Here is a 21812-nt window from a genome sequence, read left to right as displayed (position 1 = left end):
ATCTAACAATAGCGACCCGTTGCCGGGAACCGGGCAACACGGTCATCTCCGCGATCACCTACCGACCACCCATGGGACGGAATACCCCGCCCCGGCGAGCGATGGTCGCGGCGCACTCGGCCGCCTCCGCCGCAGCGCCCTCGACCCCCAGCCCGGCGCGCAACATAGCGCTTGCCCACCGCAGCGGTAGCAGCCTGTACTCGCGACACTGCTCGGCGACTTCTTCGGCAAGCGACACGGACCGGTCGTGCTCACCCCCCGCCGCGGCGGCTGCGGCGAGCAGTAGGCGGGACTTGACCCGGTGCCGCACCGACGGTGCCCTTTCGGCCAACTCCATCGCGGCATCGGCGTGCCCGGTCGCAGGCCCCGAATTTCCTGCGATCAGGGCGGTTTCCGCGCAGACCCAGTGCCACCTCAGCGCGGAGCGCCAACCCATCTCCCCCGGCGCTGTCGCCGCTCGACTGCGTCGCAGAAGCCGGTCGGCCAGCGCGAGCCGCCCGACGCCGAGCGCGTCGGCGGCGAGCCCGGTCAGCGCGTCGCAGAGGGCGTCGTGGCGGTCGGGGCCGTCGTCATCGGACCGTTTCCGAGTGGTCTCGGTCGCGGCGGCGTCGGTCGCGAGGATCAAGGCTGCGGCCCGTCCGTCGAATGCCGCGGCGCGCGCATGCCAGCCGAGTTGGCGCAACAGCGAACCCGCCGTACTTCCCGCCAGTGAGAGGAGTACCGGGTCGGTGCTGTGATTGCATACCTTTCGCAGTTCGACCCGAGCTGCGGCGTAACGCCCCTGGCCGCCGAGTACCACCGCGCGATACCAGGAGCCGAGGGCGTCCGAGGCGGGTGGCAACTCGGCGACGGCGCGACCAGGGTCGATGCCGAAGGCAGCCTCGGCGAGGAGCGCGAGGTCAGGATCTCCTGGCGGAGCGGGCGCGAACACGGGCGCACTCTATCCTGTGGTGCGCGCGGGCCCGGCCCGCAGAAAGGAGGCCGCGGCAAACCGGCAACTTCTCAGCATTTCGCCGTCTCTCGATGTTTCCATCAGGTAAATCTCGTCTGGCAACCTCGGGGTGTGCGCGCTCGGAATTCACTCGCGTTTCGAGTAATTAACCTGAGCGCCCCGTTTTCGCCATCTCGGATCCATACACCGCGAACGCGCCGACGACCACTGCGACCACCCCACCGACCAGCCGACCGGGGCGGGCCACTGAAGGGTCCGGACCCATAAACACGCTCCTACCTGCGCAAATAGTGAAGCTACTTACGCAGCACGAAGCCACGAACCGCTAGCCAACCGACCAGTATCGCCGGAACCGACGCAAAAAGTAAATAGCTCTGAGGTTAAATTTCCCAGCCTAGAATTCGGAGGACGGCTGCGTGGAACTATTGACGGAATTTCGCGGCTGGACCTAACGTAGCTCATCGTCACGGACGGCGCCGCGCGAAATTGCAGCGACCGAAGGCAAGCCCGAGGGCACCCTCGCCGACCCGGCGCCGTGGCCCACAACTGTTGCAGAACAACTGCTCGACAATGCTGACGAGCTCGCACTACGAGGAGTTCACCATGCCCATGCCGACCCACCTCCCCGGACCGAACGCCGATGTCTGGGATTGGCAGATGCGAGGGTCCTGCCGCGGGCAGGACTCCGCGGTGTTCTTCCATCCCGACGGCGAGCGAGGCAGAGCGCGCACGGCGCGCGAGATGCGCGCCAAGGAGATTTGCCGCAGCTGCCCGGTGCTCATGCAGTGCCGCAGTCACGCGCTGAAAGTCAGCGAGCCCTATGGCATCTGGGGCGGCATGTCGGAGACCGAGCGCGAGATGCATACGCGGCGCAACCGGCGCCGCATGGCCGTATAGACGAATTCCTTCCCATCCACACGCCGCTGGGCGCCGAATGCCTAGCAAACAACGGGCCACTGCAATTGGCCTCGGCCGAGCCGGTCACGGCAACACGGTGATCGGTTCCGCACCGAGGATCGGCGCGTGGGCTCCGATCGGTCACCACCGATCCGCCGGCCGCCGCAGCGCGCAGCTGCCGGTCCGGCGTTTTGCGACATCGCGCGGCGCGTTACGGCGTCTCCACTCCTGAGCCGCCTTGCGTGTCGGCGCTTTTCGCAAAGCTGCTGGCCTACAGCCGGTTTGTCGGCACCCCACCGGAAGGGAGGTCATAGCGACACGCTACGGTAGTGACTGATGACACAGAATGGAGCGTTGTGACAACGCGGCCGCCAGCCGCAGAGGGCGACTCGTTCCGAAGAGAAGCCTTCCCACCAGTGGATTCTGCGGTTACGGCACGCGCAGCCGAAAGTATCGAGCTCGCCGCGCTTTTGCATCGATGCGGCCTGTCGGACCATGAAGCATTCGCCGAGCTGTACGACCGGACGTGCGCGCGCGTCTTCGGTCTTGTGCTGCGCGTCCTACACGATCCCGGATATGCGGAGGAGACCACCCAGGAGGTCTATCTGCAGATTTGGCGGACGGCAGCGAATTTCGACCCGGCGAAGGGCTCGGCAGTGACGTGGTTGATGACTCTCGCGCACCGACGCGCCGTCGACCGGGTCCGCGCCGAGCAGGCCCACACCCAGCGTGAAGTCGCCTATGGGATACGGGTTCTCGGCAACGAATTCGACGAGGTCACCGAAGAAGTCGAGCGTAGGCTCGAACAACAGGCCGTCCTGGGGGGTCTCGCCACACTGACGGAGACCCAGCGGGAAGCCATCTCGCTCGCCTACTACGGCGGGCGAACCTACGCGGAGGTAGCGCACTACCTCGGCATAGGGTTACCGACCGTTAAGTCCCGTATTCGGGATGGATTGACACGACTGAAAAGAAGTTTGGGGGTGACGTGAGATGAACGAATACCAGATCGATCTCGCGCACACCGTCGCGCTCGGATCGATCGACGACGAAGACCATCACCAGGTGCAGAAACTGCTCGACAGCGAGGACCCCGTGCTACGCGCGGCGTTCAGCCAGGAAGTACGAGATACGAAGGAAGCTCTTTCCCTTCTTGCCGCAGCGACGGCGGCTACGCCGTCGCCCGCGCTGCGTGCTCGCTTACTCGCAGCCATCGCCGCGGAAGAGCCACCGGTCGCCAGCTGATCCGGCGCCCCGCCACGGATTTCCCGCTCCGCACGTCCAGAACCGTAGCAGTCGGACGGACCTGCGGTCCTTGTTCCGGCCCACGGTCGACAGTGTGTCGAGCTTCGGAATACCCGGTACTCACCGAGTCACAGGTCGAGGTAGCGACTTCGGGTTGTCGAGTGCACAGACAAGGGCCCCCGGGCCAAGATGCGGTCCGAGGGCCTTGTCGTCCTGCGTTATCGTCGTCCTGCGTTATCCGAGCGGCGACGGAGTCAGTGCGCGTGTCCGTGATGACTGTGATCGTGCTGCTCCTCGGCAGGCTTGTCGACCACAGCGCTCTCGGTGGTGAGCACCATCCTGGCGACCGAAGCCGCGTTGACAACAGCCGAGCGGGTTACCTTCACCGGGTCGACGACACCGTCGGTGAGCAGATCACCATAGCTGAGCGTGGCGGCGTTGAAGCCCTCTTTGCCCTCGGTTACCCTGCTGACCACCACAGCCCCATCCAACCCCGCGTTGGTGGCGATCCAGTACAACGGCGCACGCAGCGCGGTGCGCACCACCTCGACGCCGACGGCCTCGTCGCCGGACAGCGAGTCGCGCAGCTCGACCAGCTTGGCGCTCGCCTGCACCAGCGCGGTGCCGCCACCGGGCACGATGCCCTCCTCGACGGCGGCCTTGGCCGCGCTCACCGCGTCTTCGACGCGGTACTTGCGCTCCTTGAGCGCGGTCTCGGTGGCCGCGCCGACCTTGATCACCGCGACGCCGCCGGACAGTTTGGCCAGCCGCTCCTCGAGCTTCTCCCGGTCCCAGTCGGAATCGGTGGCCTCGATCTCGCCGCGCAGTTGCGCGCTGCGCGCTGCGATGTCCTCCGCGGTGCCCGCACCATCGATGACGGTGGTGTCGTCCTTGGTGACCACCACGCGACGGGCCTTACCCAGCACGTCGATGCCCGCCTCGCGCAGTGAGATGCCGAGATCGGGGTTGATCACGGTGCCCGCGGTGACCACGGCAAGATCGTCGAGGAACGCCTTGCGGCGGTCGCCGAAGAACGGCGCCTTCACCGCGACGGCCTTGATCGTCTTACGAATCGCGTTGACCACCAAGGTGGACAGCGCCTCGCCCTCGACGTCCTCGGCGATGATCAGGACGGCCTTGCCGCTCTCGGCAATCTTCTCCAGCAGCGGGAGGAAGTCCGGAAGCGAGCTGATCTTCTCGCGGTGCAGCAGGACGAACGCGTCCTCCAAGACGGCCTGCTGGCTGTCGGCGTCGGTGACGAAGTAGGGCGAGAGGTAGCCCTTGTCGAACTGGACGCCCTCGGTGACCACCAGCTCGGTCTGCAATGTCGAGGACTCCTCGACGGTGACGACCCCGTCCTTGCCGACGGTGGTCAGCGCCTTGCCGACCATCTCGCCGATCTCCTCGTCGCGCGAGGACACGGTGGCGACCTGTGCGATCGCCTGCTCGCCCGAGACCGGGGTGGCCTGCGCGAGCAACGCCTCGGAGACCGCGTCGGCGGCCTTGGCGATGCCGGAGCCGATCGAGATCGGATTTGCGCCGGCCGCCACATTCTTCAGCCCGGCCCGGACCAGCGCCTGAGCCAGCACGGTGGCGGTGGTCGTCCCGTCGCCCGCGACGTCGTTGGTCTTGGTGGCGACGCTCTTGACCAGCTGTGCGCCGAGGTTCTCGAACGGGTCTTCCAGCTCGATGTCGCGCGCGATGGTGACGCCGTCGTTGGTCACGGTCGGGCCGCCGAAGGCCTTCGCCAGCACGACGTGGCGGCCGCGCGGGCCGAGGGTGACCTTCACGGCGTCGGCGAGCTTGTCGACACCGCGTTCCAGAGCTCGACGAGCCTTCTCGTCGAACTCGATCTGCTTTGCCATGTATTTTGCTCCTGTATCGGGTTCACGGCGCTCCGGGTGGTTACCGAAACCACGCCAGGCAATACGCCGAAGGCGCTAGCCAACGCACTCCGCCCCGGGTCGAGAGAGACACCGGGGCGGAACGCATTCGTGCCTGATCGGCTACTTGGTGACGACGGCCAGCACGTCGCGCGCCGACAGGATGAGGTATTCCTCGCCCTGGTACTTGATCTCGGTGCCGCCGTACTTGCTGTAGATAACGGTGTCACCCTCCTTGACATCGACCGGGATGCGGTCGCCCTTGTCGGTGACGCGTCCCTCGCCGACGGCGATGACGGTGCCCTCCTGCGGCTTCTCCTTCGCCGTGTCGGGGATGACCAGGCCGGAGGCCGTCGTCGTCTCGGCCTCGTTGGCCTGGACGAGGATCTTGTCCTCGAGCGGCTTGATGTTCACGCTCGCCACGTTGAGCCCTCCACTTTCAGGGGATTTCGGTCGTCCGGAACTGTTGTTCCGGACTCGTCGGTTCGGTCACGATGCTGACGCCTGCGCATAGCCCCGTCGTCGCGGGTGCCGGGACCCCTGCTCAGTAGTCAAACTGCTGGCACACGCACTACACACAGTGCCGACTAGCACTCTATACATGAGAGTGCCAGCGCTCAAGGGCGGGCGGTGCCAAGTTTGCGGACGGCTCGCCCATGATGGTCGGGACTTCCTATTGGTTCAGGAAATCTGTAACGTTCGGATAACGGATTGTGACACTATTGACGACGGTCGCTGTCCGGCGCCTCGGCGCCGCCGAGGCTACGCAGGGCTATTCAGGGGTACTCAGGGGTACCGCAGCGTCATCGGAATAGACAGCGTCACAGAACAATCGTTCCACCACAGCTTCACCAGAGAGCAAGCCAGACGTGATTCATGGCCGGTCCCCGAGACCCACCCGGACAAGGGGCCTGTCCTATCCCCGGTTCGGGTCGTGCGTCATCCATACAACGGTCCGGCAGTTCATTCGAGATGGTCGACGACACCACGACCATCCGCTCGAAGGGAGGTGAACATGCGAACGTCCCTGGGCATTTCGGCCGGGGCAGAGGTCGTGTGCTCGGCGCTGGTCGCTACCGCGCCGAACGGCGCGCAGAGCTTCGACTACCGCGTCGTCTCCGCCGACGCGGCCAATTCCGATCTCGGCGACCTGGTGGCGTCCTCGATCGAACTGATGACCACTCAGCTGCCGACCACCCAGCCGCCGCGCGAGGTCATCCATCCGCTCGGGGCACGCAGCGCGGGCACGCAGCGCGGGCACGTGTCCGCCACCAGCCGGCCGCCCACCAGCGTGGCCGTCGCCTACCGCACCAGGGAGCAGGCACAGGCCATCCGCTCGGCAACCGGTAAGCAGCGCGAGCTACGGCTGATCCCGGAGGGCACCGCAGCGCTGACCTATCTGCGGCACACCGGCCTGCTCGACCGCTACGACACCGTCGCCATCGTCGACCTCGGCGCGTCCGGGCTCACCGTCACCATCGCCGACTTGGCCGACGACGCCATGCTCCGGTCCGATCGGACCGCGACCATCAGCGGCAAAGCCATCGACGACCTCGTCTACCACCATCTGGTGGACCAGCACTTCGCCCGGCGCGGCACCCGCCCGAACCGCGGCAGGCTGACCAACCGGGGCCGCGCGGCCAAGGAGCACCTGTCGATCGCGCCCGCCGTCACCATCGACCACGTCGCCGGACGTCCGCTGAAGCTGACCAAGGCCGACTTCGAGGTGCTGATCGCCGACCTACTGCGCGACATGGCCGTGTTCGTCGCGGCGGTGTGCGCGCGGGCGCCGAAGCTCCCGCAGGCAGTCGCGTTGATCGGCGGCGGAGCCAACATCCCCGCCGCGCTGAACACGCTTACCGGCACGCTGAACATGCCGGTGTTCACCGTGCCCGATCCGGAGGCCGTAACCGCCAAAGGCGCGGCGCTGGTGGCCGATTCGGTGCAGCCCTCGGTGTTTCCGGTCGGCGCGCTCGGCAGCGATGCACCCGCCGGGACGTTCGCCAAGGTGGTCGGCACGCTCGCGGGCGCGATCGTGGTCGTCGGCCTGATCATCGGCTACGGCGTGAAGACGTTCTCGCCCACGTCGGACGACGAGGTCTCCCCCGCAGGAACGACGAGTACGGCCCCGCAGCTGCCTACGCCGCCGATACTGCCGCCGAACGGAGCGGGACCCACCCCTGGAGGCCGGAACCAGGAAAGCACCAGCCGGCCCGGCGACAGCGCCGGACCGACCCCGGACAGCGCGCAGCCGAGCCCGACCGGCATTCCGTCCACAACTCAGGCGACCACACCGGCGCAGCCCACGCTGCGTCCGGATCCGAACCTCCCGCCGATTCCGTTCCCCGAACTGCTCGGCCCACTGTTCGGCCATCCGAGGTCGGCGCAGGGAGGTTCGTCCGGCCAGTAGCAGAGCCGTACACCAACCAGGCCCGCACACCATCCAGGCCCGCACGCGAGCCGGGCACCCAGCACGAGCCGCACGCGACCCGGCGCCCGCACGGGCGGGTATCCCGTTCTCCTCGCGCGCGAACTCGGTTTCGGCGGCGAGCCCAGCAAATCGGACAGAGTTCGCAGAGCCCGGATCGGGTTACCGGACCGAGCTGACCGACACCGGCAGACCCGGATCGGTGGCCACCGTCAGCGGCGACGGCGCCGCGCCGCCCGCGATCACATGGGCGCCGAGCGCGGCGATCATCACCCCGTTGTCCGTGCACAGCCGGGGCTTGGGCACGCGAAGGGTCAAACCGGCCGCCGCGCATCGCTCCTCGGCCATCGAGCGGATCCGCGAGTTGGCCGTCGCGCCGCCGCCGAGCACCAGCGTGCCGACACCGATGTCCTTGGCCGCACGCACGGCCTTCATGGTGAGCACGTCCGCGACCGACTCCTGGAACGACGCCGCGATGTCCGAGATCGGCAGGTCCTCCGCACCGATGCCGTCGCGCTGCGCTGCCTCCACATAGCGGGCGACCGCGGTCTTGAGACCGGAGAAGGAGAAATCGTAGCGCGGGTCACGCGGCCCGGTCATGCCGCGCGGGAACGTGATCGCGCGCGGATTACCGGTCACCGCGGCGGCATCGAGTGCGGGACCACCGGGAAAGCCGAGCCCGAGCAGGCGCGCGACCTTGTCGAACGCCTCCCCCGCCGCGTCGTCGACGGTGCTGCCCAGTTCCATGATCGGCTCGGCCAGGTCCGTGACATGCAGCAAATGCGTATGCCCACCGGACACCAGCAGCGCGACACAAGGCGGCATAGGACCGTGTTCGAGGGTGTCCACCGCGACATGCCCACCGAGGTGGTTGAGTGCGTAGAACGGCACATCCCATGCCCCCGCATACGCTTTCGCCGCCGCGACACCGACGAGTAGCGCACCGGCCAGACCTGGCCCGATCGTCACGGCCAGCGCATCCGGCTTCGCGATACCCGCCGCGGACAGCGCGCGCCGCATGGCAGGCACGATCGCCTCGAGATGTGCGCGCGAGGCGATTTCGGGCACAACGCCGCCGAAGCGTGCGTGCTGGTCGACACTGGAGGCGACCTCGTCCGCGAGAAGTTCGCAGGTGCCGTCAGAGTCCCTTCGGACGATGCCGACACCGGTTTCGTCGCAGGAACTCTCGATCCCCATGACGATCACGAGAGCACCTCATCCGGTTTGCTCGCTCGCCACTCCCGGTCCTCGTCGGTGAGCGCGGGACGGCGCATCGTGTACGCGTCCGCACCGCTGGGGTGGTAGTAGTTCTTGCGCAACCCGATGATGTGGAAGCCGTGCTTGGCATACAGCCCGATCGCGGGCGCGTTGTCGGTGCGAACCTCGAGGAACACCGGTCCGCCGCGGCTGCCCGCCTCGGCGAGCAGCGCCTCGAGCAGCAACGTGCCGATGCCCGCGCGATGACAGCCGGGGTCGACACCGATGGTGTGCACCTCGGCCTCGGGGTGTTCGGCATCACCAAGCAGGGCTATCCCCGCATAGCCGACCATTCGCCCGTCGTCGTCCTGAGCGGTGATATAGCGGTTGTGCTGGCCGGCCAGCTCCGACTGGAACGCGATCGCGTGCCATGGGTCGTCCTCGGGGAACAGCAGCTGCTCCAATTCGACACAGCGCTCGATGTCCGCAGCCACCATCGGCTCGATCCGGAAACCCACCCGCGTCACGCTCCCGTCCGGTCGAGGGCGCGGTAGGCGTTCTCGACGGCGTCCGGCCTGCGCAAATACAGCGGGACCAAAGGCTCGGGCACGGTGCGGGCGAGCACCTCTGCCGCCGCGACCCGCACCAGCCCGACGGGCGAGGGGGTCTCGGCCGGAAGCACGGGGAGATCGAAGAAGTCGACATGCGACGCGGATCCGGCGATCGCCGTGGCCTGGTTTGCGTCGAGGTCGGCGGGCTTGCACACCTCCGGCCCCGCCACGCGGGCACCTTCGCGATATCGCGCCCAATACACCTCGCGTCGGCGGGCGTCGGTCACCACCAGCAGCTCGCTGGTCGGCGGGAGCACGGCCGCCTCGGGGCGCTGGGCGAGATCGATCGCCGCGTCGGCGGCGATCGCGTCGAGACTGCACACGCCGTAGACCGGAATGCCGAGCGCGTCACCGAATGCGGCCGCCGTCGCCATGCCGACTCGGAGGCCGGTGAACGGACCAGGACCGACGCCGACCACGAGCGCGGCGATGTCGGTCCTGGAACGACCTGCCTCGGTGAGGCATTCGAGGATCTGTGGGGTGAGCACCTCGGCATGCGCGCGCGGGTCGACCCGCACCCGGGAGGCGACAATGCGCGTCTGGGCAGGGATGGCCGGATCGGCGCCTTGCTCCAGTTCCACCAGTCCCGCTGTGACGGCGGGTGTCGCGGTGTCGACGGCTAGTACAAGCATGATTGGCCTAACGATACCGCTTGGTAGTTGCCACCGGCACGTAGCTATCTGACAGTTAATTCACCCATTCCCAGATCGCGGTGCGCACATCCGAATCCGGTTCGCGCGAAAGCAGCACGCGCAGGTGCCGATCCGTGAGGTGCTCCACCACCCCACGGCCCCACTCCACAACGACCACCGCCTGATGCAGATCGGTGTCCAGATCGAGCGCGTCCAGCTCGTCCAGGTCGCCGCCGAGCCGATACGCGTCCACGTGCACCATCGGCACCGCGGGAGCGCCCTCGCGATGCCCGGCGCGGTGCTGGCGGGCGATGATGAACGTCGGTGAGCTGACCCGGCCCTGCACACCGAGGCCTGCGGCGATGCCACGGGTGAGTGCGGTCTTGCCCGCACCGAGCGGGCCGTCCAGCACCACCAGGTCACCGGCGTGCAGGTCTCTGGCCAGTTCCCGGCCGAGTGCCTCGGTGTCGTCGACGGTAGGCAGAATCCGTTGCCGCCGTTCAGCCACCGGACACCTCCGGTGCGCTCAGCGGCGCCGGTTCGACCGCGCCCGCCCGCAGGAGCAACCGGTCGAGTGCGGCGTTGACGATCTCCGGGTACTGCAGCTGCGGCATGTGCGCCGCACCCGGAAGCAAGACCAGTTCGCTGTTCGGCAGCGCGTCGGCGAGAGCGCGGGAATTGCGCCAAGGAATCACCAGATCGTGTGCGCCGCCGAGCACCAGGACCGGCGTGTCCGCCAACGTAGGCAACGCCGCCGATTCGTCGTGCAGCTCGATCGCCTCGAGGAAGCTCACTATGGTCTCGACCGGCGTCTGATCGATCATCATCGTCGAGTAGCGCGACAAGGTCGGACTCACATGGCCGTGAAAGGCGCTGACGTGCAAGATCGGTGTAATCACGTGGCGCGCGGTGGTGCGGCCCACTTGCACGAGTGCGGGCGCGGTGCGCACGGCCAGCCGGAAGCCGTCGATCGCGGGGTTGCGCAGCAGCTGTCCGATGCCCGCCGAAGTGACCTCGGCGGCGGCGGTGCAGAACAGTGCGATCCCGATCACCCTGGCCGCGAACAACTCCGGGTACCGCGCGGCCGCGGCAAGCACCGCCATCCCACCCAGCGAATGCCCGACCAGCACGACGGGTCCGGTCGCGGCGGTGGACTCCAGCACGGTGACGATGTCGCGCCCGAGCTGGGCAACGGTGCAGCTGGCGGTGCTCGGCGTACCGGAGCGGCCGTGTCCGCGCAGATCGAACAGCACCATGCGCACCTGTGCTCCCCAGCGCTTTTCCAGGTCCCGGCGCTGGAAATGGAAAGACTCCATGCTGTTGCAGAAACCGTGCACGAAAATCACCGTGACCGGCGCATCCGGCGGACCGCATTCGCGAGTGGCCAGTCGAACGCCATCCTCGGCGAACACCGCGCCGGGGCGGTCCCCGTCCAGGAGCGCGAAATTCTCGTCGCGGTATTCGTCACGACGCGCGGGCCACAGCACCCGCGCACCGGCACGGCGCAGCGCGTGCGCGCCGGCCAATGCGCCGACCAAGCCGACGGTGGCCAGCCCACCGCGCACCGGGGTGACCAGTTGGCGTTTCATCGGGCACCGCCGGTGAAACGTCTGGCGACCCGGCCACGGGGCGAACACACCACCTCGTAATGGATGGTGCCGAGCAAGTCCGCCCAGTCCTGGGCGTGCGGTTCCGCGCCGAACAGTACCGCGGTATCACCCTCGCGGACGCCCGCAGCGTCGTCGCCGAGATCGACGACGAACTGGTCCATGCATACCCGGCCGACGTTCCTGCGGCGCGCGCCGCCGAGCCAGACGTCGAAACGTCCGCTCAAGGGGCGGAACACGCCGTCGGCGTAGCCCGCGGGGATCAGCGCCACGGTGGTGTCGCGCGGCGCTGTCCACTGGTGCCCGTACGAGACGCCCTCCCCCGCCGCCACCTCCTTGACCAGGGCGACCCTGGCCTGGAAAGTCATGGCCGGACGTAGACCGAAGTCGCCGAGGTCGGTTACCGGGGACAGGCCGTAGATGGCGATGCCTGGACGAACCATGTCGAAGGCCAGGTCGGAGCGGGTCAGGGTGGCGGCCGAATTGGCGAGATGCACCAGCTCGGGTTCGAGCCCGTGCTCCTCGGCCGCGGCGATCGCCTCCAGGAACCGGGCACGCTGCACGTCGTTGTTGGAATGCTCCGGTTCGTCGGCGTGCGCGAGATGGGAGAAGATCGCGCGGAAGCGCACCGCCTGCTCATCGACCAGAGCGCGCAGGGCAGTCAGGACCTGAGGGTATTCGATCGGCGATACACCGTTGCGGTTCAGACCGGTGTCCACCTTCATCGTGACCGTGGCGGTGCTGCCCGTGCTGCGAGCTGCCGCCTCGACCGCGCGCAGATGGGCGAGCGAGGAGATGCCTATCTCGATATCGGCGCCGATCGCGGTCGCGAAATCTGCGTCGGAGTTGTTCAGCCAGCACAGGATCGGGGCAGTGATCCCGGCCGTGCGCAACCGCACCGCCTCGGCCACGGTGGTGACCCCCAGCTCGACGGCCCCCGCCGCCAGCGCCGCGCGCGCGACCTCGACTGCGCCGTGGTTGTAGCCGTCCGCCTTCACCACCGCCATCACCGCGGCATCGCCTGCGTGTTCCCGCAGGATCCGCACATTGTGAGCGATGGCATCCAGATCGATGACCGTCTCGACCTGCGCTCCCCCGCCTCTCCCGGACTTCAGGCCGTACGAGTCGGGTGCCGCGGGAATTTCGTTCTGGTCCTGCGCTGGGATCGCTTCAGTTCTGGACGTACCCGATGAGTTACCCATGTGCTCCCCCACCTCTCCGGATCTTCAAGCCGTACCAGTCGGGTGACACGGGATTTTCGTTCAGGTCCTGCGTTGGGACCGCTTCAGTTCTGGACGTACCCGACGAGTTACCCATGTGCTTTCGGAATCAGTTGTCGCGTTTGTTTCGGTCGAGTGTATTGGCGCGCTGGGCTCTGGTTGCAGCCAGTTCGTGTGGCGGTCCCTGGAAGCGCGGTGGGCGTCAGGCCCTGTTGGTGTGATGACGACCAGCCGATCGGCGGCCTCCGGTCGACAGGCCGGATCAGCTCGATCATGCGGGGGGGTGACGACCCGGTTCACGATTGCGGAAGAGCCAGGGTGCGGAGGACGCGGATGGACGGACGGACGTGATCGAGCAGCGGCATTGCCGAGGTGGGAGCGCCGATGGAATGGTTCTCGTTGGCGGCGAGGTCGGCGGCGAGGGAGTGGGCGCGAGCCGCCGCGGCGGCGGACCAGGCGGGGTCGCGGCCCGCGGCGAGGAGAGCGCCGATGATGCCCGAGAGCACGTCGCCCGCGCCCGCGGTGGCGGCCCAGGATCCGCCCGCCTCGTTGACCAGAACGGCGTGCCCCGGGGTGGCGACCAGCGTGGCACGGCCCTTCAACAGCACGGTGACCCGCCAGGAGTCGGCGAGGTCGCGGACTGCGGCCACCCGGTCCTTGCCCACCTCGTGGCCGGTGAGGCGGGCGAACTCCCCCGCGTGCGGCGTCAGCACAGTTGGGGCCGGGCGATCGCGAACCAGCGTCGGCTCGGCGGCGAGCAAAGTCAGGCCATCGGCGTCGACGACGACCGGGAGGTCGGTGGACAAGATTTCGGCGAGGCGCTTCCTAGCGTCGCTATCGGTGCCGGCACCGGGACCGAAAACCCAGGACTGGACCCGGCCGGTCCCGGAAACATGCGGGGTCGCGATCACTTCCGGGAAGTGACGCAGCACCTCGGCCGCGCCGGTTCCGGCATAACGGACCATGCCAGAGGTCGCGGCGACGGCGGCGCCCGTACACAGCACCGCCGCGCCCGGATACGTCTCGCTGCCCGCGCAGACGCCGGTGACGCCCTGTGTGTACTTGTCGTCGGCCGGACCCGGTACCGGCCATGCGACGCCGATCGATGCGGGCTCCAGCGCGGCGAGATTCGGTTCTTGGAGACGTAAACCGATGGGGACCAGGACGATTCGTCCGCAATGCGGCGCGGCGAGTGCGTGCACCGGTTTATAGGCGCCGAAGGCGACCGTGACCTCGGCGCGCACGGCGGGGCCTTCGACCGCGCCGGTGTCCGGGTCGACGCCGCTCGGCAGGTCGGCCGCGATAATCGGAGCATCCAACGCCGCAACGAGTTCCGCGGCGCGCGGGCGTAGCGCACCGTGACCGGAGATGCCCACGATACCGTCGATCACCAGGTCCGGATCGCCGATTTCGTCCCGCACCCGGCCACCGGTCTTGCGCAGCGCGGCAAGGCCTTTCGCATGGGCCCGATCCGGGTTCAACAGCACCGCGGTCACCGCGACACCTCGGCGGCGCAGCATCGAACCGGCCCAGAGCACGTCGCCACCGTTGTCGCCGGATCCGACCAGGAGCGTCACCGCACGTCCCGCGATACCACCGGTGCGCGACCGCAGTTCCGCCGCGACGACCGTGGCCAAACCATGCGCCGCGCGCCGCATGGGGACACCGTCCGGAACCAGGGTGAACAGCTCGGCCTCGGCCGCGCGCACTTCGTCGGCGGTGAAATAGCCCCGCTGCGTGGACATCGCATTCCCTCCGTCGGTCTTGCCCGTGCCGAGCCGATGGTCATGGGCCGATTCGTCGTTATGGGCACTTCCTGCCCATCCTGACACCCACCGACTCGGCGCCGAGCCGATCGGAATGCCGCCGCGCCACCACATGGGCTCGCGACGGCGGCAGACTACGCTTGGCCATCATGCCAATCGTCCGCCGTCGCACAAGGCCCACGTGGGTTGTCACGGGATTCGTTATCGGTGCGCTGGTGCTGTCCGGATGCGGTGGCGGAGATTCCGGCTCGGCCACCACGACCACGAAGAGACCTCCCCGCGCGGCCACCACGACCTCCCAGCAGGCAAGCGTGCACAAGGCCGCCGCCACCATCGCGGTCGATGATATGAAGTTCTCGCCCGGCGAGGTCACCGTCGAGGTCGGCGACACGGTCACCTGGAAGTTCGACGACAAGGTGCCGCACACCGTGCAGGGCATCGGCGACAAGGCGATGGGCATCAACAGCCCCATCTTCGACAAAGGCGAGTGGAGCTACACCTTCACTTCCCCCGGCACCTTCCGCTACCTCTGCTCGCTGCACCCGGAGATGCGCGGCACGGTCACCGTCGAGTAGGAAGCTCGCGTTCGACCGAGCCGGGCCAGGTGTGGTTCAGACCTTGCGTACGGCTCAGACCGGGCGGTAATCGCGGGTGCGGGCGCCGCGGGCCGAGCTGGTGTTCAGTGCTTCGACGGTGGCGACGAGTGGAGCCAGTTCGGGGTCCGCGGCGGCTTGCCCGAGCGCGCCGGCGAGGGCGGCGTCGTGCGTGGGGCGTGCCTGTTCGAGAAGAGCGAGTCCCGCAGGAGTCACGTCGGTGTAGATACCTCGACGGTCGTCCGGGCAGAGGTAGCGCTGGAGCAGGCCGCGGTCTTCGAGCCGGGAGACCAGGCGGGTGGTGGCGCTCTGGCTCAGTACCACGGCATCGGCGACCTGGTTCATCCGCAAGTGACCTCCCGGCCCGTCGTGCTGACGGCTGAGGACGACGAGCAGCGAGTACTCGCGCACGCTCAGGTCATGGCCGGATTGCAGGGCGCGTTCGATATGTGCCTCGATCCGGTCGTGCAGCAGCGACAGTGCGTACCAACCATCGGCCAAGCCGGTCAGTGCGGCATCCGCGGTCATGGCGTTTCCTTCGGCATCGGGGATCGTTCCCTTCAGGATAGATGGGTTTCACAATAGCCCGCGCTTGCAATTATAAGGCGTCTGCAATTATTGTTGCCGCCTGTAAGAATCAGGTGCAACCAAGTGGAGACTCTCTCATGCCGCTCGCACTCCTCGCCCTGACACTCGGGGCATTCGGAATCGGTACTACGGAATTCGTCGTCGTCGGCTTGCTGCCCGACATCGCCGACACCTACACGGTGTCCATCCCCACCGCAGGCCTGCTGGTCACGGGATACGCGCTCGGCGTAGTGGTGGGCGCGCCGCTGATGACCGGCCTCGGCACCCGGGTTTCGCGCAAGCGCATGCTCCTCGGCATGCTGGCGCTTCTGGTCGTGGGTAACGTATTGTCCGCTCTCGCACCTACTTTCGAGACGATGCTGACCGGTCGGGTCGTGGCTTCCCTGGCACATGGCGCGTTCTTCGGTATCGGCGCGGTCGTCGCGGGGAACGTAGTCCGCCCCGACCGGCGCGCCGGCGCGATCGCGATCATGTTTACCGGCCTGACCGTCGCCACCGTGGTCGGTGTGCCGCTCGGGACGCTGCTCGGCCAGCACTTCGGCTGGCGGCTGACGTTTCTGTTCGTCGCGTTGGTCGGCCTGATCGGACTGATCGGCGTCGGCGTGCTGGTGCCGGAGCAAGTTACACCGCGAGAAGCCCGGCTGCGCAACGAGCTAGCGGTGTTCCGCAACCCGCAGGTACTGCTCGCGATGGCGATGACGGTGCTCGGTTTCGGCGGCGTGTTCGCCGCGATCACCTATCTCGCGCCCATGATGACGGAGGTCACCGGCTACGCGGACAGCTCGGTCACCTGGTTGCTCGTGCTGTTCGGTCTCGGCTTCTTCGCGGGCAATCTGATCGGCGGCAAGTTCGCCGACCGCCACCTGATGCCGATGCTGTACCTCACCCTCGGCGGGCTCGCGATCGTGCTCGCATTGTTCACCGTCACGGCGCACAACAAGATCGCGGCCGCGATCACCGTCGTTGTGATCGGTGCGCTCGGCTTCGCCACCGTCCCACCGCTGCAGAAACGCGTGCTCGACCAAGCGGCGGGCGCACCCACTTTGGCCTCCGCCGTCAACATCGGCGCCTTCAACCTCGGCAACGCCCTCTCCGCCTGGCTCGGCGGGCTGGTTATCACCGCAGGCTTCGGCTACACCGCCCCCAACTGGGTGGGCGTCGCCCTGGTGCTGGTCGCCCTCGGCCTTGCCGTCCTCTCCGGCACCCTCGAGCGCCGCACCACGACGACTGAACCGACCACTCCGACCGAACCTTTCGTCCCGGCCCGAGTGTGACCTACCCGAGCTGCACGCCACAAACGTCGAGTGGCACACCATTGCGGTATTTCGCGCAACAATGTGCCACTCGTCGTTGTAGCGGGTGGGTTATTCGACTGTGACCGACTTTGCGAGGTTGCGGGGTTTGTCGACGTCGTAGCCCCGGGCCTGCGCCACTTCGGCGGCGAAGATCTGCAGCGGAACCGTCGACAGGAGTGGCTGGAAAAGGGTTGGGGCCGTGGGAATTTCGATGAGGTCGTCGGCGAATGGACGGACCGTGTCGTCGCCTTCCTCCGCGATCACGATGGTGCGTGCGCCGCGGGCCTGGATCTCGCGAATGTTGCTCAGCAGCTTGGAGTGCAGCACCGCGCGGCCCTTCGGGGAAGGCATCACCACGATCACCGGCAGCTCGTCCTCGATCAGCGCGATCGGGCCGTGCTTGAGTTCACCCGCCGCGAAACCCTCGGCGTGCATGTACGCCAGCTCCTTGAGCTTGAGCGCACCCTCCAGCGCCACCGGGTAGCCGACATGACGACCGAGGAACAGCACGGTCGGAACGTGCGCCAGCTCGCGCGCGATGGTCCGCACCTGCGGCGCCGTCTCCAGCACCCGCTCCACCAGCCGCGGCATCGCCTCGAGTTCGGCGAACTCGCGCGCGACCTCATCCGGGTATTTGGTGCCGCGCGCCTGCGCCAAGGCCAGCCCGACCAGGTAGTTCGCCGTCACCTGAGCCAGGAACGCCTTGGTGGAGGCGACGCCGATCTCCGGCCCCGCCCTGGTGTAGAGAACCGCGTCGGACTCGCGGGGGATCTGCGCGCCGTTGGTGTTGCAGATCGCCAGGACGCGCGCCTTCTGCTCCTTGGCGTGGCGCACGGCCTCCAGCGTGTCGGCGGTCTCGCCGGATTGGGAGATCGCCACCACCAGCGTGGAACGGTCCAGAACCGGATCACGGTATCGGAATTCGCTGGCCAGCTCCACCTCGACGGGCAGCCGGGTCCAGTGCTCGATCGCGTACTTGGCCAGCAGACCGGAGTGATAGGCACTGCCGCAGGCGACGACGAACACCTTGTCGAAGTCGCGCAGCTCTTGGTCGGCCAGGCGCTGCTCGTCCAGCACAATCCGGCCGGAACCATCCTGATCAGTGCTGAAATGGCCGATCAGGGTGTCGGCGACGGCGGCGGGCTGCTCCTCGATCTCCTTGAGCATGAAGTAGTCGTGGCCCCCCTTCTCCGCGGCCGCCAGATCCCAGTCGATCGTGAACGGGCGGGTACGCGGCCCCGCGTCGTCGCCCGCGAAGTCGGTGACCAGGTAGCTGTCCGAGGTGATCACCACTGCTTGGTCCTGGCCGAGTTCGACCGCCTCGCGGGTGTGCTCGATGAACGCCGTGACATCGGAGGCGATGAACATCTCGCCCTTGCCGACACCGACCACCAATGGTGTGGAGCGCCGCGCGGCCACGATCGTGTCCGGGTGGTCGGCATGCGTGAAAACCAGCGTGAACGCACCCTCCAGCCGTCGGAGCACAGCCAGCGCGCTGGCAGCGAAGTCGCCCGCGGTCGGGCCTGCGGCGTAGGCGCGAGCCACCAGATGCACGGCGACCTCGGTGTCGGTGTCGCTGCGCAGCTCGACCCCGGCATCCTCCAGCTCACGACGCAGCGGTGCGAAGTTCTCGATGATGCCGTTGTGCACCACTGCGACCTTGCCGCTGTCGTCGCGGTGCGGATGCGCGTTGCGGTCGGTCGGCGCGCCGTGCGTCGCCCAACGGGTGTGTCCCATGCCGGTGGTGCCCACGAAGCGGTCGACTTCGGCTTCCGACAGCTCGGCCTCCAAATTGGCCAGTCGACCAGCTTTGCGTTCCACGGCCAGCGCCCCCGCACCGTCCAGGATTGCCACACCCGCGGAGTCGTAGCCGCGATATTCCATGCGGCGCAACGCGTCAACGACGACGCCGAGCGCGTCTCGGTACCCGACGTACCCCACGATTCCGCACATGGCTCCCCACACTACTTATCGGATAACGTTCACGTCGTGTCGGCGTCTGTGAAATCGCTTCTGAGCACCCTGACCAGCCGCGGCCCGCACCGGGTGCTGCGCGGCAATCTGGCCATCGCAGGCCAGCCCGGGGTGGTGTGCACGCCCGAGTCCGGGTTGAACCTGCCTGCTGTCGCGTTCGGACACGGCTGGCTGACCGGTGTCGCGCAGTATCGTGGCCTGCTCGAACATCTCGCTTCCTGGGGGATTGTGGCCGCCGCCCCGGACACCGAGCGCGGGCCGATCCCGTCGCATCTCGGCCTAGCCGCCGATCTGCTCACCACGCTCGACATCTGCACCGGCGTCCGGCTCGGGGACGGCGATATCAGCGTGCACCCCGAACGCCTCGCCCTGGTCGGGCACGGCATGGGTGCGGGTGCCGCCGTCATCGCCGCCGCCCAGCGTCAGGTCGCCGCCATCGCTGCTCTCTTCCCCGCGCCGACGGCGCCGTCCGCCGAAACCCTCGCGCCTGACCTCGACGTCCCTGCGCTGATCCTGGCGGGAGCCACCGACATCACCTCGGTCAGCTCCAACGCCATCCCGCTGGCCACCGCGTGGGGCGGCAGGGCGATCCTGCGCGCCATCGACGGGGCTTCGCACAACGGCATCATCGAGGGCCGCCGCGTTCTCTCGGCGGTCGGGGCGGGCAAGCACGAACCGAAAACAGCCCGCACCACCCGCGCGTTGCTGGCCGGCTATCTGCTCGCCACGCTGGCGGGCGACAAGGCCTACCGCTCCTTCGCCGACCCCGAGGAGACCATTCCGCACACCAAGGTCATAGACCCCGACGCGCCCCGCGAGGAGGAACCGCCGAAGCTGAAAGTCGGCCAGTTGGCCGCGCTGCTCCGACGATGATCAGCGCGGATCAGATCAGCCAACTCTGGCGCTGATAGAACTTCGCGTCTTCGTCCTCGTCGTCGACCGGCCCGACGGTCTGATTCGCCCGACGGGCGGTCATCGACCGCGCAACGGCTTCACGGTGTTCGCGCGCTTCGGCTTCCAGCTGCTCTTTCGCCTCGTCCTCGGCACGAGATTGCTCTAGCTCGGCGGCGTGCTCCTGCCAAAACCGATCCATATCGGCCGCCAGGTGCTCGGCGAATTCGCGGCCCTTCGCCGCGGTCTGCTCGTTGATCTCCTGAAGTTCATCGATCAGGATCGCCATCCGTCGCTGGTTCTCCTCGGCGAGTCGCCTCGCCTCCTCGGCATAGTTCACCATACGGCTTGTCCTCGCGGACCATGCACGGCCGCACCTCCCATGTCCGGGGTCACAGCGGTCCTGCCTCGGCCAATTCTGCGCCACTGTCGAATGGGCTCTCGGATTCCGGTTCGCCCTGCTCCGGGATGGGATTCGGCCAATGCTCGCCGTCTTCTTCGCGTCGTGTGGTCGGAGGAGTTCCGGTCGGCACGCCCGGCTGGCCGATGTTCGGTTCAGGGACCGGTGTGGTGTCGACCGGCTTGTCCTTCCCTGGCGTTTCGGGAGCCGGAGTCTCGGCGGGAGGCGCGGGCTCTTTCGGCTCATGCATCGAGATGACCGGTACCCCATGCTCGTCCAGCTCGAGATCGAACTCCTGCTGCCTGCCCTCCGCGTCGGACAGCACAAGTTTCACCTGGCCATCCGGCCCCATCTCGAACTTCACATGTTTTCCTGCGATATCGAACTCGGCCTTCGGCTTGCCGTCCCGGTCCTTCTTGTCCGGGTCGTCGGTGTCGGCGTTCTTCGGATCGATGCTTTCTCTGAGCTTTTCGATCGCGCCGTCGATTCCACTCTTGATGGATCCGGTCAGTGCGGTGACGCCTTGGTTGACTGCCTGGGTGAGACCCGTTGTCAGCGGCGAGAATTCCTTCGCCAGCTGGTTGAGTGCGGCCAGGCCGTCCAGTGACGGCATCTTGGGGGCCAGCGTTGTCGGAGTATTCGGCGTGGTTAGAGCAGTGCTGGCGGGGACTGCGCTCGGCGTGGTGCCGGCCGGGACCGTGGGGGTCGACGGTGTGCCAGGAGTGCCGGGCCGCGCAGGGGAACCAGGTTGGCTCTGGTTGTCCGGCTTGCCTGAAGATGGCTTCGACGGCCCCTCCGGGCGCGGGTAGGCGTGGTCGGACACCGCCGCCAACGCACCGGCCAGGTTCTGGTACTGCAGCTTGAAGTGACCATCGGTCTGTGTGCAGACATCGATGTAGCGCGTCAGTTTCGCATCGAAGTCCCGTTTGAAGGGATTCTGCAGCCAATCGTTGACGGTATTGCGAATCTTTTCGCCGTAGACGCCGGTCAGCTTCTGCTTGCGGGTGGTCTGGTAGTCGGGCCCGGCGAGTGTAGGGAAGATCCGGCCGAGGTCGCGCACCTGGTTCCCACTGATCCACTCGTGCGCACTGTGCACATCGACAATGACTTTCACGTCTTCCGGAGTCTTGCCGTCGATTTTCACGACCCTGCTGCCGTTCCCCGAATCCTCCAGCAGTCCAAGTGCGGCCTCGGCTTTCGCACCGGCGGATTGTCGCAGCGAGTTCGCCATCGGGTCGATCGTCTTCCACGCCGCCTGCGCTAGCTGCCGATCCTCGGCGGCCAAGACGGACTGCTTGCTCAGCATGTCGAGCGCGGCGTCAGCCGCCGCTCCCTGCCACAGGTCGGGGAGACGACCTGTGTAGCTCCGCTGCGCATCCCACTGGCTATCCACCTCGGCCAGTGCGGTTTTCAACGCTTCCCCCGCCTGCTCCAGCTTTTCCACCCGCATGCCGCGTTGCTCGTCGTACATCGCGAGCAGCTTGGCGAGATTCCCCCGGCCGCCATTGCCGCCGAACGCGGCCTCGTACAGCGGCATGAATTCTATCCAGTACTGCAGCCCGTAGCTGCCTTCGTCCAGAATGGCGTCGATCGTCTTACCCTGCCAGGCAACGGCCATGATCCCGACTCCTCG

The 21812-nt window shown here is 67.5% G+C and carries 21 protein-coding genes; 7 read left to right on the top strand and 14 right to left on the bottom strand.

Annotation, left to right across the window (positions count from 1 at the left end; all coding sequences use genetic code 11):
• Positions 1-58: 58 nt before the first annotated feature.
• On the bottom strand, positions 59-931 hold the full coding sequence (locus tag OH799_RS29230) for a hypothetical protein (RefSeq protein WP_406270622.1): 873 nt from the start codon (positions 929-931) through the stop codon (positions 59-61).
• Positions 932-1555: 624 nt separating this feature from the next.
• Between OH799_RS29230 and OH799_RS29225 the strand changes: the two genes are divergently transcribed.
• The 3 genes from OH799_RS29225 to OH799_RS29215 all read left to right on the top strand — a co-directional run bounded on the left by OH799_RS29225 (position 1556) and on the right by OH799_RS29215 (position 3094).
• Positions 1556-1849, top strand: coding sequence for a WhiB family transcriptional regulator (locus tag OH799_RS29225; protein WP_357266076.1), 294 nt, complete (start codon positions 1556-1558; stop codon positions 1847-1849).
• 416 nt (positions 1850-2265) lie between these two features.
• Complete coding sequence (locus OH799_RS29220; protein ID WP_406270618.1) at positions 2266-2841, top strand: sigma-70 family RNA polymerase sigma factor; 576 nt, start codon at positions 2266-2268, stop codon at positions 2839-2841.
• A 1-nt stretch (position 2842) separates the two neighbouring features.
• Positions 2843-3094, top strand: a complete 252-nt coding sequence (locus OH799_RS29215) for an RskA family anti-sigma factor (RefSeq protein ID WP_406270615.1) — start codon at positions 2843-2845, stop codon at positions 3092-3094.
• A 254-nt stretch (positions 3095-3348) separates the two neighbouring features.
• Here the strand turns inward: OH799_RS29215 and groL are convergent, their stop codons facing one another.
• Positions 3349-4959 (bottom strand): chaperonin GroEL, encoded by a 1611-nt coding sequence (gene groL, locus OH799_RS29210; RefSeq protein WP_406270612.1) that lies wholly within the window; start codon positions 4957-4959, stop codon positions 3349-3351.
• A gap of 141 nt (positions 4960-5100) precedes the next feature.
• Positions 5101-5400: a co-chaperone GroES gene (gene groES, locus OH799_RS29205; RefSeq protein WP_014981824.1), complete on the bottom strand. Its 300-nt coding sequence runs from the start codon at positions 5398-5400 to the stop codon at positions 5101-5103.
• A gap of 592 nt (positions 5401-5992) precedes the next feature.
• Between groES and OH799_RS29200 the strand changes: the two genes are divergently transcribed.
• A complete protein-coding gene (locus OH799_RS29200) occupies positions 5993-7387 on the top strand; it encodes an Hsp70 family protein (RefSeq protein ID WP_406270609.1) in 1395 nt (464 codons plus the stop codon).
• Between the two features lie 180 nt (positions 7388-7567).
• Here the strand turns inward: OH799_RS29200 and tsaD are convergent, their stop codons facing one another.
• The 7 genes from tsaD to OH799_RS29165 form a co-directional block, all read right to left on the bottom strand.
• Positions 7568-8611: a tRNA (adenosine(37)-N6)-threonylcarbamoyltransferase complex transferase subunit TsaD gene (tsaD, locus tag OH799_RS29195; RefSeq protein ID WP_406270607.1), complete on the bottom strand. Its 1044-nt coding sequence runs from the start codon at positions 8609-8611 to the stop codon at positions 7568-7570.
• Complete coding sequence (rimI, locus tag OH799_RS29190) at positions 8608-9120, bottom strand: ribosomal protein S18-alanine N-acetyltransferase (RefSeq protein WP_406270604.1); 513 nt, start codon at positions 9118-9120, stop codon at positions 8608-8610. The genes tsaD and rimI overlap by 4 nt, the downstream gene beginning before the upstream one ends.
• 5 nt (positions 9121-9125) lie before the next feature.
• Positions 9126-9845, bottom strand: coding sequence for a tRNA (adenosine(37)-N6)-threonylcarbamoyltransferase complex dimerization subunit type 1 TsaB (tsaB, locus tag OH799_RS29185; RefSeq protein WP_406270601.1), 720 nt, complete (start codon positions 9843-9845; stop codon positions 9126-9128).
• Positions 9846-9900: 55 nt separating this feature from the next.
• Positions 9901-10353: a tRNA (adenosine(37)-N6)-threonylcarbamoyltransferase complex ATPase subunit type 1 TsaE gene (tsaE, locus tag OH799_RS29180; protein ID WP_406270598.1), complete on the bottom strand. Its 453-nt coding sequence runs from the start codon at positions 10351-10353 to the stop codon at positions 9901-9903.
• A complete protein-coding gene (locus OH799_RS29175) occupies positions 10346-11434 on the bottom strand; it encodes an alpha/beta fold hydrolase (RefSeq protein WP_406270595.1) in 1089 nt (362 codons plus the stop codon). Before OH799_RS29175 ends, tsaE begins: the two co-directional genes overlap by 8 nt.
• Positions 11431-12654: an alanine racemase gene (gene alr / locus OH799_RS29170; RefSeq protein WP_406270592.1), complete on the bottom strand. Its 1224-nt coding sequence runs from the start codon at positions 12652-12654 to the stop codon at positions 11431-11433. The genes OH799_RS29175 and alr overlap by 4 nt, the downstream gene beginning before the upstream one ends.
• Before the next feature lie 314 nt (positions 12655-12968).
• Complete coding sequence (locus OH799_RS29165; protein WP_406270590.1) at positions 12969-14417, bottom strand: NAD(P)H-hydrate dehydratase; 1449 nt, start codon at positions 14415-14417, stop codon at positions 12969-12971.
• Between the two features lie 170 nt (positions 14418-14587).
• Between OH799_RS29165 and OH799_RS29160 the strand changes: the two genes are divergently transcribed.
• Positions 14588-15013 carry a cupredoxin family copper-binding protein gene (locus OH799_RS29160; protein ID WP_406270587.1) on the top strand — a complete coding sequence of 142 codons (426 nt, stop codon included), beginning with the start codon at positions 14588-14590 and terminating at the stop codon, positions 15011-15013.
• A 54-nt stretch (positions 15014-15067) separates the two neighbouring features.
• On the opposite strand, the gene OH799_RS29155 is transcribed toward OH799_RS29160, so the two are convergent.
• Entirely contained in the window at positions 15068-15559 is a 492-nt protein-coding gene (locus tag OH799_RS29155) for a MarR family winged helix-turn-helix transcriptional regulator (RefSeq protein ID WP_406270584.1), read from the bottom strand.
• Between the two features lie 137 nt (positions 15560-15696).
• On the opposite strand from OH799_RS29155, the gene OH799_RS29150 reads away from it, so the two are divergent.
• A complete protein-coding gene (locus OH799_RS29150) occupies positions 15697-16893 on the top strand; it encodes an MFS transporter (protein WP_406270581.1) in 1197 nt (398 codons plus the stop codon).
• A 90-nt stretch (positions 16894-16983) separates the two neighbouring features.
• Here OH799_RS29150 and glmS read toward each other — a convergent pair whose 3' ends face one another.
• Entirely contained in the window at positions 16984-18867 is a 1884-nt protein-coding gene (gene glmS, locus OH799_RS29145) for a glutamine--fructose-6-phosphate transaminase (isomerizing) (protein ID WP_406270578.1), read from the bottom strand.
• Positions 18868-18903: 36 nt separating this feature from the next.
• Here glmS and OH799_RS29140 point away from each other — a divergent pair, with 36 nt between their 5' ends.
• Positions 18904-19761 (top strand): dienelactone hydrolase family protein, encoded by an 858-nt coding sequence (locus tag OH799_RS29140; protein WP_406270575.1) that lies wholly within the window; start codon positions 18904-18906, stop codon positions 19759-19761.
• Positions 19762-19771: 10 nt separating this feature from the next.
• Here OH799_RS29140 and OH799_RS29135 read toward each other — a convergent pair whose 3' ends face one another.
• On the bottom strand, positions 19772-20122 hold the full coding sequence (locus tag OH799_RS29135) for a hypothetical protein (protein WP_406270573.1): 351 nt from the start codon (positions 20120-20122) through the stop codon (positions 19772-19774).
• A gap of 49 nt (positions 20123-20171) precedes the next feature.
• A complete protein-coding gene (locus OH799_RS29130; RefSeq protein WP_406270570.1) occupies positions 20172-21797 on the bottom strand; it encodes a hypothetical protein in 1626 nt (541 codons plus the stop codon).
• Between the last annotated feature and the right edge of the window lie 15 nt (positions 21798-21812).

This window comes from Nocardia sp. NBC_00881 (assembly GCF_045207455.1).
Taxonomy (GTDB): domain Bacteria; phylum Actinomycetota; class Actinomycetes; order Mycobacteriales; family Mycobacteriaceae; genus Nocardia.
This window is presented reverse-complemented; position numbering and strand designations above follow the sequence as displayed.

Coding starts and splice junctions, on each gene's coding strand:
- glmS (WP_406270578.1), bottom strand. CDS start 18,867: ATGTGCGGAATCGTGGGGTACGTCGGGTACCGAGACGCGCTCGGCGTC.
- OH799_RS29215 (WP_406270615.1), top strand. CDS start 2,843: ATGAACGAATACCAGATCGATCTCGCGCACACCGTCGCGCTCGGATCG.
- OH799_RS29175 (WP_406270595.1), bottom strand. CDS start 11,434: ATGAAACGCCAACTGGTCACCCCGGTGCGCGGTGGGCTGGCCACCGTC.
- OH799_RS29130 (WP_406270570.1), bottom strand. CDS start 21,797: ATGGCCGTTGCCTGGCAGGGTAAGACGATCGACGCCATTCTGGACGAA.
- OH799_RS29160 (WP_406270587.1), top strand. CDS start 14,588: ATGCCAATCGTCCGCCGTCGCACAAGGCCCACGTGGGTTGTCACGGGA.
- OH799_RS29155 (WP_406270584.1), bottom strand. CDS start 15,559: ATGACCGCGGATGCCGCACTGACCGGCTTGGCCGATGGTTGGTACGCA.
- OH799_RS29225 (WP_357266076.1), top strand. CDS start 1,556: ATGCCCATGCCGACCCACCTCCCCGGACCGAACGCCGATGTCTGGGAT.
- OH799_RS29200 (WP_406270609.1), top strand. CDS start 5,993: ATGCGAACGTCCCTGGGCATTTCGGCCGGGGCAGAGGTCGTGTGCTCG.
- OH799_RS29135 (WP_406270573.1), bottom strand. CDS start 20,122: ATGGTGAACTATGCCGAGGAGGCGAGGCGACTCGCCGAGGAGAACCAG.
- OH799_RS29165 (WP_406270590.1), bottom strand. CDS start 14,417: ATGTCCACGCAGCGGGGCTATTTCACCGCCGACGAAGTGCGCGCGGCC.
- OH799_RS29150 (WP_406270581.1), top strand. CDS start 15,697: ATGCCGCTCGCACTCCTCGCCCTGACACTCGGGGCATTCGGAATCGGT.
- tsaB (WP_406270601.1), bottom strand. CDS start 9,845: ATGCTTGTACTAGCCGTCGACACCGCGACACCCGCCGTCACAGCGGGA.
- alr (WP_406270592.1), bottom strand. CDS start 12,654: ATGGGTAACTCATCGGGTACGTCCAGAACTGAAGCGATCCCAGCGCAG.
- groL (WP_406270612.1), bottom strand. CDS start 4,959: ATGGCAAAGCAGATCGAGTTCGACGAGAAGGCTCGTCGAGCTCTGGAA.